General features: G+C 56.1%; 13 protein-coding genes. 4 read left to right on the top strand and 9 right to left on the bottom strand.

Translation table 11 applies throughout. The annotated features are described in order from the left end of the window. Positions 1 to 77: 77 nt before the first annotated feature. Both TSA66_RS18875 and TSA66_RS27100 read right to left on the bottom strand, forming a co-directional pair. Positions 78 to 1,322 (bottom strand): DUF445 domain-containing protein, encoded by a 1,245-nt coding sequence (locus TSA66_RS18875; protein WP_040041090.1) that lies wholly within the window; start codon positions 1,320 to 1,322, stop codon positions 78 to 80. Between the two features lie 149 nt (positions 1,323 to 1,471). Further along, positions 1,472 to 1,612, bottom strand: coding sequence for a hypothetical protein (locus tag TSA66_RS27100; protein ID WP_157691727.1), 141 nt, complete (start codon positions 1,610 to 1,612; stop codon positions 1,472 to 1,474). 96 nt (positions 1,613 to 1,708) lie between these two features. Here TSA66_RS27100 and TSA66_RS28055 point away from each other — a divergent pair, with 96 nt between their 5' ends. From TSA66_RS28055 to TSA66_RS18860, 3 genes are all read left to right on the top strand, one after another. After that, entirely contained in the window at positions 1,709 to 3,784 is a 2,076-nt protein-coding gene (locus tag TSA66_RS28055) for a methyl-accepting chemotaxis protein (protein ID WP_269748395.1), read from the top strand. Positions 3,785 to 3,865: 81 nt separating this feature from the next. Next, positions 3,866 to 5,011 carry an ABC transporter substrate-binding protein gene (locus tag TSA66_RS18865; protein ID WP_040042761.1) on the top strand — a complete coding sequence of 382 codons (1,146 nt, stop codon included), beginning with the start codon at positions 3,866 to 3,868 and terminating at the stop codon, positions 5,009 to 5,011. Between the two features lie 77 nt (positions 5,012 to 5,088). Beyond that, positions 5,089 to 5,571: a polyhydroxyalkanoate granule-associated phasin gene (locus tag TSA66_RS18860; RefSeq protein WP_040041089.1), complete on the top strand. Its 483-nt coding sequence runs from the start codon at positions 5,089 to 5,091 to the stop codon at positions 5,569 to 5,571. On the opposite strand, the gene TSA66_RS18855 is transcribed toward TSA66_RS18860, so the two are convergent. Both TSA66_RS18855 and TSA66_RS28050 read right to left on the bottom strand, forming a co-directional pair. Further along, positions 5,568 to 6,227 (bottom strand): EAL domain-containing protein, encoded by a 660-nt coding sequence (locus TSA66_RS18855; protein ID WP_052452434.1) that lies wholly within the window; start codon positions 6,225 to 6,227, stop codon positions 5,568 to 5,570. The genes TSA66_RS18860 and TSA66_RS18855 overlap by 4 nt on opposite strands. Continuing rightward, the gene (locus tag TSA66_RS28050) at positions 6,179 to 6,445 is read right to left on the bottom strand and encodes an EAL domain-containing protein (protein ID WP_052452433.1); all 267 of its coding nucleotides are present in this window, start codon (positions 6,443 to 6,445) and stop codon (positions 6,179 to 6,181) included. Before TSA66_RS28050 ends, TSA66_RS18855 begins: the two co-directional genes overlap by 49 nt. Before the next feature lie 1,260 nt (positions 6,446 to 7,705). On the opposite strand from TSA66_RS28050, the gene TSA66_RS18850 reads away from it, so the two are divergent. Next, the gene (locus tag TSA66_RS18850; RefSeq protein WP_084199729.1) at positions 7,706 to 9,223 is read left to right on the top strand and encodes an AAA family ATPase; all 1,518 of its coding nucleotides are present in this window, start codon (positions 7,706 to 7,708) and stop codon (positions 9,221 to 9,223) included. Between the two features lie 401 nt (positions 9,224 to 9,624). Here TSA66_RS18850 and TSA66_RS18845 read toward each other — a convergent pair whose 3' ends face one another. The 5 genes from TSA66_RS18845 to TSA66_RS18830 form a co-directional block, all read right to left on the bottom strand. After that, positions 9,625 to 10,032 (bottom strand): hypothetical protein, encoded by a 408-nt coding sequence (locus TSA66_RS18845; RefSeq protein ID WP_040041087.1) that lies wholly within the window; start codon positions 10,030 to 10,032, stop codon positions 9,625 to 9,627. A 137-nt stretch (positions 10,033 to 10,169) separates the two neighbouring features. Next, on the bottom strand, positions 10,170 to 10,478 hold the full coding sequence (locus TSA66_RS18840; RefSeq protein WP_040041086.1) for a helix-turn-helix domain-containing protein: 309 nt from the start codon (positions 10,476 to 10,478) through the stop codon (positions 10,170 to 10,172). A gap of 9 nt (positions 10,479 to 10,487) precedes the next feature. After that, complete coding sequence (locus TSA66_RS26355) at positions 10,488 to 10,685, bottom strand: helix-turn-helix transcriptional regulator (protein ID WP_084200037.1); 198 nt, start codon at positions 10,683 to 10,685, stop codon at positions 10,488 to 10,490. 97 nt (positions 10,686 to 10,782) lie between these two features. After that, a complete protein-coding gene (locus tag TSA66_RS18835) occupies positions 10,783 to 11,442 on the bottom strand; it encodes a hypothetical protein (RefSeq protein WP_040041085.1) in 660 nt (219 codons plus the stop codon). Positions 11,443 to 11,536: 94 nt separating this feature from the next. Further along, on the bottom strand, positions 11,537 to 12,799 hold the full coding sequence (locus TSA66_RS18830; protein WP_040041084.1) for a tyrosine-type recombinase/integrase: 1,263 nt from the start codon (positions 12,797 to 12,799) through the stop codon (positions 11,537 to 11,539). Positions 12,800 to 12,846 lie beyond the last annotated feature (47 nt).

Here is a 12,846-nt window from a genome sequence, read left to right as displayed (position 1 = left end):
ATGACGGATTCTAAACTCATTGATGATTGCCGAACGGAGCATTGACCTTGTTGACCCAAAGCGCAGCGGGGCAATGCTCACAGCACCAGCGATACGGTATGCAGAACGAGGCCGACCAGGCCGCCTACCAGGGTGCCGTTGATGCGGATGTATTGCAGATCCTTGCCCACATGCAGCTCAAACTTGCGCGATACCGTTTCCGCATCCCACTTGCGGATCACGCGGGTAACGAGGTCGGCGATCACTTCGCGCCGCTCGACCAACGTGTCGGTGGCGACGATGCGTATCCATTGATTCAGCTTCTTTTGCACCGTCTTGTCATTCAGCAGTGCAACGCTGAACGTATGCAATCCCTGGGTCAGCTTGGCCATGATGACGGAATCGTCCGACTCAACTTCGGTCAAGAGGCGCAGCTTGATCTCGTGCCAGATGTGGTTGATGTAGTTGCGAAACACTGGATGTTCGAGCACGTTCATGATCACGGCTTCGATCTTTTCTTCGTACTCGGGCGAGGTGCGCAGCTTTTCGATCAGTTCCTCGATCGCGATCTGGAAGCGGTTGCGCCACTCGCTGTCGTCTTCGCGCATCTCGCCCAAGGTGCTCTGCATGGCGTCGAGCAGGCGCACGAAAAACCGGTCGTCGACTGCCTTGGGCAGCCAGCGCGGACTGTTCTCGTTGATCTTCCAGCGGATATAGGAACTGTTGTTGTCGACCAGCTGCGCCATCAGATCCACCAAATGGTCGAACACGACCTGGTGATGCTGGCCGGCCACCAGCACGGCCAGGATTTCCGCCGCCAGCGGCGCGAACTGCACGCTGCCCATGGCGGCGCGCATGCGGCGCTGCATGAATTGCGCGACATCCTCGTCCTCGATCATGCGCAGGATCGCGGGGATGCTGCCGATGATCTGCTTCGCCACGAAGCGGCTGTTCTCCGGCCGCGCCAGCCAGTTGGCCGCCGTGCCGGAAAAATCGATCGGCCGCAGTTCTTCGCGGATCACTTCCTGCGTAATGAAATTATGCTTCAGGAAGTACGCAAGGCTTTCGCCGATGCGCTCCTTGTTCTTGGGAATGATCGCGGTATGCGGAATGGGCAAACCCAGCGGCGCCCGGAACAGCGCAGTCACCGCAAACCAGTCGGCCAGCGCGCCAACCATCGCCGCCTCGGCAAACGCCGCGACAAAGGATAGAGACGGATGGGCTGGCTGCAGTAATCTTGCCACGACGAATAGCACAGCCATCAGCACCAGCAGGCCGGTTGCCAGACGCCTGGTCTTGGTCAATTGGACGAGTTGTTCCGCTTCCCGGTCTGATGGCCGCATCGATGGGCTTTACGCGCAGGTGGTCAATGCCTGATTCGAGCATGGGCCGCACCAAATAGTTCATTCCTGACAACTAGCCCGGTTCTCGGTGGACCACCTTCAGCGTGTGCGCGTCGCGCACGATCGGGTAATTACACCATGCATTCGCATCACGCATCGAACGCCTCGGCGTCGATCCCGTCTTTGTAGGCCAGCGCCGACAGTCCCCTCGTCTCGATGAAGATCTTGTAGCGCCGGCGCTGCACTTCGCGCCAATGACCGTTCAATGTCAGGCCGACGATCCCACTCACGGCACATCGGCAAGCATTCCTCCCCGATTCATCAAGCCGTAACAATCGCCCAGCAGAATTGCCAAAAATCAACTTCATCGAACAACAAGGATGACCATGAAGATCCTGCTTGCCCCCGTCGTCTTCCTGATGCAGCGCCTGCGCCTGCTGCCCAAATTCACCCTGATCACGGCCGTGTTCGCCGTGCCGCTGGCCCTGCTGGCATCGCTGCTGTTTGCCGAGCTGAACAAGTCCATCGACACCGCGCGCCAGGAGCGGCTCGGCGCCCACTATGTGCGGCAGCTGGAAAATGCGATGCGCCTCGCGCAACGCCACCGCGCATTACGCCACATGCAGCTGTCCGGCAACGCTGCCGCCGCAGGACAGGCTGCGGCAGCGCAAGCCGACCTGACTCGCCAGGTGGCCGCGCTGGACGCCCTGCAGGCCGATGCGGCGACGCTCAGCGTCGAAGCCGCATGGCGTGAAGTCAGCCAGGAGTGGAGCGCGCTGCAAGGCAAGCTGCGCACCGCCACCGCCAAGGAAAGCTACGCCGGCCACACCCGCCTGCTGGAACGGATGAGCAAGCTCAATGCGATGGCGGCCGACAAGTCCGGGCTGACGCTCGACCCGCAGATCGACAGTTATTATTTAATCGCGGCACTGGTGCACGAATTCCCGGCTATCACCGAGAGCCTGTCGCAGATCGCCGGGCGCGGCGCAGCCTACATCGATACCGGCCTGCTCGAGCCGAACGAGGATTTGCTGCTCAGCTCGAACGTCATGCTCGCCGGCCGCGACCTGGCGCGCATCCCGCAGCAATTCGATGCGATATTCCGGGAAAACCCGGAGCTGCGCCGGACGCTGGAGCGCCAGCTGGCCGTCGTTCCCGCCTCGCTCGCCTTTCTCGAACGGGCGCGCGGCGAGGTGCTCAACACCTACAACCAGACCTCCGGCAGCCAGTTCTTCGACGCCGGCAGCGCATGCATCGACGGCCTGTATGCCGCCGCCGGCGCTTCCGCGGACGCGCTCGACACGCTGCTGGAGCAGCGCATCGAACTGTACACTGCGCGCCGCAACATGATCGTGCTGGCGGTCGCCGCCACGCTGGCCATCGCCCTCTACCTGCTGGCGGGCTTCTATGCATCGTTCTCGCGCGGTGTCGCGACCCTGGAAGCGGCGGTCGAGCGCGCCGCCGGCGGCGACTTGGCGCATCGCGTCTCGTCCGATGCGACCGATGAAATCGGCCTGCTGGTCAACGCCTTCGGCGACATGAACGCCCGCCTGGCGACGCTGGTCGCCCAGGTGCGGACTGCGAGCGGGACCATCGAACAGGCCGCGCATGAAATCTCCGCCGACAACGCCGACCTGTCGGCACGCACCGAGTCCCAGGCCAGCGCGCTGGAACAGACCGCAAGTACGATGGAAGAGCTGACCGCTACCGTCAGGCAGAACAGCCGCAACGCGGGCGAAGCGAATCGACTGGCAGCGGATGCCCATGACGTTGCCGCCCGCGGCGGCGACGCCGTGGAACAGGTGATCGCCACCATGGGCGCCATCAAGACCAGCTCCTGCCGGATCATCGACATCATCGGCGTGATCGACGGCATCGCGTTCCAGACCAATCTCCTCGCGTTGAACGCGGCGGTGGAAGCGGCGCGCGCCGGCGAACAGGGCCGCGGCTTCGCCGTGGTGGCCGCCGAAGTGCGCGCGCTGGCCCAGCGTTCCGGCAGCGCCGCCAGGGAAATCAAGAACCTGATCGAACATTCGGTCGCGCAAATCGACCACGGCAACGAACTGGTCAACGCCGCCGGCGACACCATGGGCGACATCCTCGGCGCGGTGCGCGACTTGACCGGCCTCATGAACGACATTGCATGCGCCGGGCAGGAACAGGCGGGCGGCATCGAGCAGGTCAACCGCGCCATCGGCGAGATGGACGAAGTCACGCAGCGCAATGCGCAACTGGTGGAACACGCCGCCGGCGCGGCCGAATCGCTGCGGCAGCAGGCGCTCCGGCTGTCGCAGGCGGTGGCCGTATTCAAGCTCGATGCGCAGCCGGATCAGGCCGCCGAAGCGCATCAGCCAGTGCGCGCCACCGTCGCCCGGCTGCCGCGCAAAAGGCCGCAACGAATCGCATTCGAGTCCGATGCAGCGTACGGCGGCGATGCCGGCGCGCCGCGCAAGCGGGCCTGAGGACGGAAGATGCCGTTTCATCATCCCGTCACAAACGCCCGCCAGAATCGCGGCTTGTTCATTCTGACACCGACACACGCAATGCTGAACCGATTCGCCCGCCTTCTCGCCACCGCATGCTTCGCCGCGCTGCCATTCCTGCCGCTGGCTGCCGACGCCGGCAACAACGCCATCGTGATCGGACAGGCGGTCGACCTGTCCGGGCCGGACGGCAGCCTGGGACGCGATTATGTCGCCGGTATCAAGACCTGTTTCGACATGATCAATGCCGGCGGCGGCATCAACGGCCGGCGCATCACCTTCATCGCGCGCGACGACCGCGGCCAGCCGGAACTGTCGGCCAAGGCCGCATCCGAGCTGATCGAACGCGATCATGTCGACTACCTGATGGGCGGCATCGGCGACCGGGCTACCCAGGCTGTGCTGGACGCGCCGGCCTTCAAGCGCAGCGGGCAAATCCTGTTTGCGCCGCTGGCGGCGGCCGACTACCGCGCCGACGAGCGCGTGCTGTTCTGGCGCCCGAGCTACAAGCAGGAAATCCGCCACATCCTGGACCATTTCAGCAAGCTCGGCATCACCGATGCCGGCATTGTGCTGCAGGACTCGCCATCGAACCAGGAAGCCTACCGCAGCCTGGTGGCGGAAATGCAGGAAAGGCACGTGAAGCTGTCCGGCAGCGTGCATATCGGTTCCCAGGGCCCCGACGGCACCGACCTCGTCCGCATTGCGCAGGAAGCGCGCCGCCTTGCCGGGACCAAGCCGGGCTTCGTGCTGGTGATCGCCGACACCATCGGCACCGCGCTCTTCCTGAAGGAATACCGCAAGCACGACGGCCAGACCTTCGTCGCCGGCACTTCGCTGATCAACCTGTCCACGCTGCGCGAAGTGGCCGGCGCGCATGCGGTGGAATGGACCGTGTTTTCGCAGGTGGTGCCGAACCCGGGCGCCGGTGCTTCGCCGCTCCAGATCGAGCATCTGACCATGATGAAGAAGTACCGCGACGAGGCGGTGTCGTCGCTGACGCTGGAGGGATTTGCGGCGGCCAAGGCATTGGCGGCCTCGATCCGGCAAGCGCGGCACGGCGGGCACGCGCTGCAGGACATCCTCGTACAGGGCAGCAATATCGACTTGGGCGGGTTGTCCGTCGCGGCATCGAGTCGCGGCAACCGCCTGTCGGGCTATGTCGATATCGCACTGTTCCGCAAAGGCAGCGGCCTGGTGTTCTGACAAATTAATAACAATACCGTCGAACTTACGCGGCCGGCGCGCGCTCCAATCCTTTTCATCCATGCTAAGGACGCGCCGTGCAACGAATTCCCCTTTTCAATCCATTCCAGGCCTGGAGCGCGCTGGCGCTGAAAACCGGCGAAATGCTGGTTGCTTCGGCAGAGGTCATCCGTCACCGCAGCGCCCGTCTCGCCGCCGCCGGCCCCCTGCCCAACGTGCGCGACCGGCGCGAATTCAACCTGATGGGGCAGGAAAAGATTGACGCGGCAGCCGCTTCGGCATTCGCCGCCGGAATGCGGCTGATGGCGATCAACCAGCAGATCGGGACCATGGTGCTCAAGCAATTGATCAGCGGCGCGGGCAGCGCGTTCGCGCTGGCAATGCAGCCGGCACTCGCATTGTCCGGCCAACGGCAGGCGGCGCTGCTGCGCACGGCCATGCTGAACTCCGGCACACTTGCATCGAAGCTCGGCAATTCGGCCGCCCAAGTGGCTCAGCACGCGCTTCGTCCGATCCATGCCGCCGCCACCGGCAATGCGAAGCGACTGCGCAAGCTCTAACGATAGCGTGCAGCAATCGCCTCCACCCGGCCTTTCGCCCTGAGTTCGTCGAGCACGGCTTGCAGCTTGGCTACCAGCCTGTCGTCGGTATTCTTGTTCAGTGCAAAGTAATAGTGCTGCGCATCGGCGAGCGTATACACTTCCTCATCGACGCCTTCGACCACCACGGTCAGGTGCAGGCTGCGAGCCATGGCGATGATGGCCCGGGCCAGCTCGGAGTCTTCCGGCTTGCTGGTGATATCGGAGACGAACGCACGGTCCAGCTTGAGGCGGTCGACCGGGAATCGCTTCAGATAGGACAGGTTGGAGTAGCCGGTGCCGAAATCGTCGATCGCAATCGACATGCCCATCTGCTTCAGGCGCGCCAGCAAGACGACCGTGCGCTCGGGATGCTTCATCGACGTGCTTTCGGTGATTTCCAGCTCCAGGTATTGCGGCGGCAGGCCGGCGTCGGCCAGCACGGCAGCCACTTCGGCGTCGAAATTGACACGAGTGAGCTGATGCACCGACAGATTCACCGCCACCTGCAAATCCTTGAAACCCGCGTCATGCCATGCCTTGGCTTGCCGGCAGGCGGTGCGTATCACCCAGTCGCCGATACCCGCGATCAGGCCGGTTTCTTCGGCCAGCGGGATGAAGCACGCAGGCGCGACCAAACCCAGCTCCGGATGGCGCCCCACCGCACCAGCGCTTCGGCGCCCACGACACGGCCGCTACGCAGGTCCAGCAGCGGTTGGTAATGCAGCAGGAATTCATTGCGCTCCAGCGCACGCCGCAGGTTCGACTCGATCAGCAGCTGCTCGTTGGCGCGGCTGTGCATTTCGGGGGTATAGCGTTCGAAGGTGTTGCGCCCTCTTTCCTTGGCGTGGTACATGCTGTATCGGCAATTTTCAGCAATGCGTGCGGGTCGTCCGCATCATGCGGAAAGGCGCTGATGCCGATGCTGCAGGTGGCCGCGATCTCCTGATTGCGCAGCAGATTATGCCCTGATTACAACCGGTGGACTGGACGATGCGTGTTGCCGCATCGTCAGCAGGATCGGTATGTTTGAAGTGCTAATTAATGTTTCCGTTTGAAAATAGCAGCATTTCTGAATTGGTATGAAAGGCCTACATTGATTTCGACTAAGAAATTTCCTGTGCACTTCAACAATAGATGCAAGTAGGAAAGTGGAAGCCAAGGCCATTCATTGCCGATATGGACATCCCAGAAAAGCAGGTGCTGCCTCATTGGAGTCAGCGCTTTACTGTTGCCTATATGCATACAGCAATTTGCTCTGCCTCGTAGGAGTTCTCCGACACGCGAAAATCACTATTAGAGGCAAGGCAAGCGAAAAGAATTGGGCCCGCATGCTTTGGACACATGTCAGAAAGTGTCAAGCGAAGTGCGCCTAGTACAGTTTGTGCACAAGCGCAATATGCCGAAATATTTTTGGTACGGCTTCGTACCTTTTTGATCCCTATGCAAAGTGCGGCGCTAAGTCATTGATTTTTAAGGGGCGCCTGTATTGCCCATTTTGTGGGCAAGCTAGTGGAACCCGCATGTTTCCTTGCTTTAAGGATTGTCAATAGCGCCTTGTCCACAAACTTATCCACAGGAAATGTGGACTTCTGGAAAAGTCCTTTTCCTATCAGGTATTTACCTTAACTTTGTAGGTTTTTTCTTAATTGGTCGGGAGTGTGGCGCCATCGATATGGCAACATCGACAACATCTTTTTCGTTAAAAAGAGGTATGCCGGAAAACAAAAAACCCGCGTAATTCAATGAATTAACGCGGGTTTTTGGATCTTTTCAGATCAAGGGTCGGACTCGAATCATCTCCGGAAAACCGCGCCATTCCTATCATTAGACATTTATCACTGATTAAGTGCCCCTAACAATGCCCCCAAACCCCGGCACTTCCAGCAGTCAAATGGACGCCTTGTTTACCCCCCACTCCTGAATTTGCGGTATTGAAAAGGTGAATATATGCAGCCGGTTTCCATATACGACTATGTAGACTTTCTACTCGCCCTCCCCCGCGATGTTAGCAAGTCACACTAGGTTACCGCTTTCCGGGTCAAGTACAATGCACTTTCATTGCATTACATCAACACAGATTACTGTTTCCGGTCGCTTTTGAATTAACCACATAATGGTCAATCCAGTTCTCCCTACGCAGCAAAAGCTTGATGCGCTCAAAGTGTCATTGTTAAAAAACCTCAAAGACGTTGAGCTGAAATTTTCGGATGCGGCACTTACGGCATTGATGGGAACAAACGGATGTGGAAAAACCACTGTTCTGCATGCATTAGCATGCGCATACGGGCCACTTGACGATCGATCACCTAACTACAAATTTCCGATGTTTTTCAAGCCAACATCGGATTCAATATGGAGCGGAAGCAAGTTTGAGGTCAACTATTCAGAAAGAGTCGGTGCTGTCCCGCATTTCGACCTGAGCCAAGAGTATGCAAAGGCAGCCGATCGTTGGACACCAAAATATGAGCGTCGTCCATTGCGATTCACTCGACTTTTATCCATTCGCGAATCGGTGCCAGAAGTTGAGTCAGTCAACATCAACACAATGGTTCATTATCGCCGTGCAGTGCGAAATACGCAGGCCGACGACCTAATTCGAGTGAAGGCTGGCGAAGTGATGAACCGCGACTATACGGCCTTTCATAATGTTGAATACCAGCGGGCAGGCAGGCGTTCTATGGGCGTCACCACCAATGGGCTAACGTATGCTGCGCTTTCTATGAGCGCTGGTGAGCAACGAGTTTTTCGCATTTTGGAGGCAGTTTTTTCTGCCCCCAACTACGCGTTGATCTTGATTGATGAGATCGACCTCTTTCTTCACCAGGACGCCTTACAACGGCTACTCGGGATACTTGATGAACATTGCAGGCAGAAGCACAAGCAGCTTGTCATGACGACTCATTTTCCGCCCGTGGCAAAAATGTATGCAAATGTCGCAATCACCACTCTCCATCGAACTCAAAGTCGTACCGTTTTCTGGAATGGCTATTCATCGGCAGCACTTCGCTATATAACGGGCATTCAAGAAAAACCGCTTTCCATTTTCGTTGAAGACGATGTAGCCGAAGCAATTGTGAGCCAAATCGCACTTGAACTGCGGCTCCGCCCATTTGTACAAATCGAACATTTCGGAGCGGCATCGAATGCATTCAAGGTCGGCGCAGGGATTGTGTTAGCCAACCGATCGCTACAACACGTTTTGATTATTATGGATGGAGATGATCAAGCGACTAAGAAGGAAAGGCGCAACAAAGTTGCCAGTGAGTTGACCGGCACAGAGCCTGCGCGCATTCCGCAGCGAAAAGAACTATTAGCTGCAATACGCCCGTTTAAGCCCCGTGGTGTCATGTCTCCGGAACAGACATTACATCGAATGCTCCATACATTGCAGCCGCATGGGTTTGATCAAGAGGATCAAGATCTCTTAAACATTGCTCATGGGGTTAACAACGTTCCAGAACGGCACGGTTTCGTAACTGGAATTATCGACTTAACGGGCGAGACACGCACGGTTGCATTGGCTAAATTGGTGAAACTCGCTGCGAAAGCCCCAATGTGGCAACGTTACACTTCATTAGTACGCCTTGCATTGATGCAACGTCGCGCAACGTTAAATATTGACCCAGCTTAAATAAGCGCTCCAACGTTTTCTGCTTGGCGCAGATCCAAATTACAATTCAGAGCTCGCTTTCATATTGCACTGTGATCACTGATACGCACAAACAGGTACTCCTTCTAAATATGCAAGCTACGCCTTATTAATCGCCCAATTTGACGATTAATCTGCGAATAATGAGTGCATCACGTTCTTGCATAAAATCATCTTTGCTTCGCGGAGTTTTCATGTATTGCTGGGCTGCCGTCCTGCATATGGTAACTTCTATATAGCACTACAAGAACCGTAGTAGTGGAACACCGGAATTTCACCGCATAGCTACAAAACCAGTAGCTATAGCAAATCAATGACTTCAAAAATCGCAGCTATGCGGTGGTGATTTCCCACAGAAATCGTAGTAAGGGATATGTTTCGCGCTACGGTTTTTCGTCCACTTTCCAAGCACCGAAAGGAAATGCATAAGGCTGGATGTCAAGCTTTGAGTTTGGATTCAGGTGCTTCCATGTTATGCCATACAGGCTGCATAAATTTGGACGACGCCCTTTCCTAGTCTCCGCAATAAATCCAGCTCCGAGCAATTCCTTTTTGGCGTTGTTCAAGGTCTGTTCCGATCGCCAGCCTTTCGCTTTCATCACTTTCCATGCACAGCATAAATCACCATTGTTCTTGCCGTTATATTGGCATCCAATGTCGATCAATAGCTTTACCGCTCGCGCCGAGATTTTCCGGTACTTGGGGCTATTAAACACTTCGGCGGGCAGCATCAGGAAACGACCGGAACTCTCCTGCTTTTTCGCCTTATTTTTTCGCATGAGCGGCTCCATGCTATTCCTCCGCCATGCGCCGCAGAAAGCAATAGAGCCCCCATAGTTCGCATAAATTCAACGCGCCTACATCTGCCTCTATACCCATGCCAGAAAAACGCATCAGCAGGCCGTTTAACTCGTCCATCCATGGCGCGCTATTCATATTCACCGCCTTTCTTCCCGGCGTAGACGTAGCGCGCCATTCGATGCATCCTACCCGATGCCGTCGGGAAGTTTTCCCAATGCACTCGAATTTCGAAACCACGACCGCGCAATTCCTTAATGCGGCCTGCCGAGTGTATGACGTCGAGATGAAGCCGCATATCTTGCGTAGTCATGCTTAAAAACACTTGTAACGCTTCTAGCGAGCGATTTACTTGTGTTTCGGCGTCGTTGCCTCTAGGCTTATGATTGTTCTTTTCGATGGTCTCCGCACGAAAGCCGGGGGCTTTTTTTTCGTCCATAGCCCCTCCTTAACCAGCTTTGCGTGAAGCCTTAACGCGGGATTCGATGAACTCCGCGATATCACTTTCCAGCCAACCCACGGCGCGCGCACCAAGAGAAATGGGGGCTCTGAATTGGCCTGCCTTAATGAGTGCGTAAATTGTGCTGCGTGACAGGCCGGTGCGCAACTTAACCTGCGGCAGTCGGATAATAGTCGGTGTAGTCATTCCTAAGCCTTTCAAAAGCATCCGGGATTGGATGCTTTAATTCTAGGAATGACTATCAAGTGAAAAAATGCAAATGCACCATGTCCGTGCATTTGCACTATTCATTACATATTGCTTTAATTGCCCTTGACAGCTTATCTTTTAAATTGCGTTCGCTGAGTCCGCTAAAGCCAATATATTTTTCCAGGTCAGCGATAATTTCAGACTGGTTTATCCTCGCGCTTCCGGAATGTTTTTCTCTCCAATAGAGATCGCACAGCGCACCGATAATGTGCAAGTAAGCTGTTTCAGATTTTCCGGAAATCTGTTTTTCCCCACCCAAAGCATCGTCTGGCTTGATTAAGTGGGCATTCTTACCCTCGAATTTTTCGATTTCTAATCTTTGAAAAACAACTTCCGGGTCATCAAGTGTGATTTCTCGCATAAATCGCACCCATTGACCGACATTGTTCTCGCCCAGCTCAGCGTTCTGGCTATCGCATCCATATTTAAAAACACAGCTATTCGCCGCCGCTCTGACCGGGGCACGGAGAAAAACGAACCGACGCTCTACGCAATCATCCGAGCCAAAAAGCGACTCGCACCATGCGCCGCTTTCGTCTTTTTCAAAACAAACGCTCCTAGCTTGATATAGCCTTAAAAAATATGAAGGAACAAGCTCTTCATTTATAACCAACAAATGTAGCGCATCCCGATTTAAACCCCACCTGTTTTCAAGATCAGTAAAGGTAAAATAGTCCTTTTGCGGCATCACCATTAAATGTCCCTCCGCCCGCAAACATGACTCACGCCAATTAATGCATGGGCTATGATCTTTTCCTGTCATAGTGACAGATATTCATAACTTGAACCTACGCAGCTTTCGCGGGCCAACCTATTGCGATGTTTCCGCTTGCGATACTGGCTAAGTAATCCGCATATTGCTGCATCATCGCGCGCCGCTCTTCGAGAAACTCGGCCCGGTCGTATGCTTCGCCGTACGCGTCGCCAGACATATGAGCCAATTGCCGATTCACCACGTCATGCCGATAGCCCAAACACTCCTTGATGACGCCCATAGCAAGTGCCCGGAAACCGTGCCCTGTGTGCTTTCCGCCATATCCCATGCGCTTTAACGCCGCCAAAATAGCGCCGTTGGAAACTGGCTTTTCGTGGTCGCGCTGGTTCGGGAAAAGATACTTACCACGGCCTGTAATGGCATGCAGCTCACGAAGCATCTCCCAGCCCTGACGAGGCATATTTACGTGATGGTTCACCTTACGCGGGTTCACCTTCCGCTTCCCCATTTTCATGCGCTGCCACGGAATGACCCACTGTTCGTCTTCAAGATCGATTTCAGACCACGGTGTTTCGATCAATTCGCTGGTACGTACGAAAACCAGCATCATCAGGCGCATCAAAATTCGAGTGGGCGTGTACATGCGGGCCTCATTTTTTTCCAAGACCCTGAGAAATTCCGGCAGCTCATCCGTGGAGATGGCTGCGTGGTGCCCTTTGACACGCGGTTTCAATGCGCCGCGTAAATCGGGGACAGGATTGTATTTAGCCAGTCCAGAGGCAATGGCATAACGGAATATCTGACTACACAACTGTCCCAGTCTCGCCGCAATTTCTTTCGCCCCGCGTTGCTCAACACGACGCAATACGTCCAGCATTACCGGCGCGTCGATTTCGGCTATAGGCCGCTTACCAATCAGCGGAAAAACATCTTTTTCCAGCCGGTTCATCGCGTCCTTTGCAGTGTTTTCCTTCCATACTTCCCGCTTATTGGCGTGCCATTGCCGTGCGACGGCCTCGAAGGTATTTGAAGCGGCTGCGGCGCGTTGTAGTTTTTCTAAACGCCGCACTTCCCCCGGATCGATATCTTTGGCTTTCAGTTCGCGCGCCTCGACACGTTTGGCACGAGCTGCCGTGAGAGAAACTTCGGGATAGCTGCCGAACGACAATCGCCCTTCCTTGCCGTTGGCCTGTTTGAATTTCATGCGCCAGAGTTTGGAACCCGTCGGCATGACTTCCAGATACAAACCACCGCCGTCAAACAGCTTATAAGTTCTGTCTTTCGGCTTGGCATTTTTAATCTGGGCATCCGTTAACGGAACGACAAGTTTTGGCATTTTGGGGGCATTCCTTTTTGGGACATCGGAATATGCCCCAAAGCGTG

Origin of the sequence: Noviherbaspirillum autotrophicum (genome assembly GCF_000818395.1) — a bacterium.
Taxonomy (GTDB): domain Bacteria; phylum Pseudomonadota; class Gammaproteobacteria; order Burkholderiales; family Burkholderiaceae_D; genus Noviherbaspirillum; species Noviherbaspirillum autotrophicum.
Note: the sequence above shows the minus strand (reverse complement) of the source record. Positions and strands in the feature narration are given on the sequence as shown.

What these genes read in the sequence shown, in the direction of transcription:
- TSA66_RS18875 (WP_040041090.1), bottom strand. Translation starts at nt 1,322, where the DNA reads ATGCGGCCATCAGACCGGGAAGCGGAACAACTCGTCCAATTGACCAAG.
- TSA66_RS28055 (WP_269748395.1), top strand. Translation starts at nt 1,709, where the DNA reads ATGAAGATCCTGCTTGCCCCCGTCGTCTTCCTGATGCAGCGCCTGCGC.
- TSA66_RS18865 (WP_040042761.1), top strand. Translation starts at nt 3,866, where the DNA reads ATGCTGAACCGATTCGCCCGCCTTCTCGCCACCGCATGCTTCGCCGCG.
- TSA66_RS28050 (WP_052452433.1), bottom strand. Translation starts at nt 6,445, where the DNA reads ATGTACCACGCCAAGGAAAGAGGGCGCAACACCTTCGAACGCTATACC.
- TSA66_RS18850 (WP_084199729.1), top strand. Translation starts at nt 7,706, where the DNA reads ATGGTCAATCCAGTTCTCCCTACGCAGCAAAAGCTTGATGCGCTCAAA.
- TSA66_RS18845 (WP_040041087.1), bottom strand. Translation starts at nt 10,032, where the DNA reads ATGGAGCCGCTCATGCGAAAAAATAAGGCGAAAAAGCAGGAGAGTTCC.
- TSA66_RS18840 (WP_040041086.1), bottom strand. Translation starts at nt 10,478, where the DNA reads ATGGACGAAAAAAAAGCCCCCGGCTTTCGTGCGGAGACCATCGAAAAG.
- TSA66_RS26355 (WP_084200037.1), bottom strand. Translation starts at nt 10,685, where the DNA reads ATGACTACACCGACTATTATCCGACTGCCGCAGGTTAAGTTGCGCACC.
- TSA66_RS18835 (WP_040041085.1), bottom strand. Translation starts at nt 11,442, where the DNA reads ATGGTGATGCCGCAAAAGGACTATTTTACCTTTACTGATCTTGAAAAC.
- TSA66_RS18830 (WP_040041084.1), bottom strand. Translation starts at nt 12,799, where the DNA reads ATGCCAAAACTTGTCGTTCCGTTAACGGATGCCCAGATTAAAAATGCC.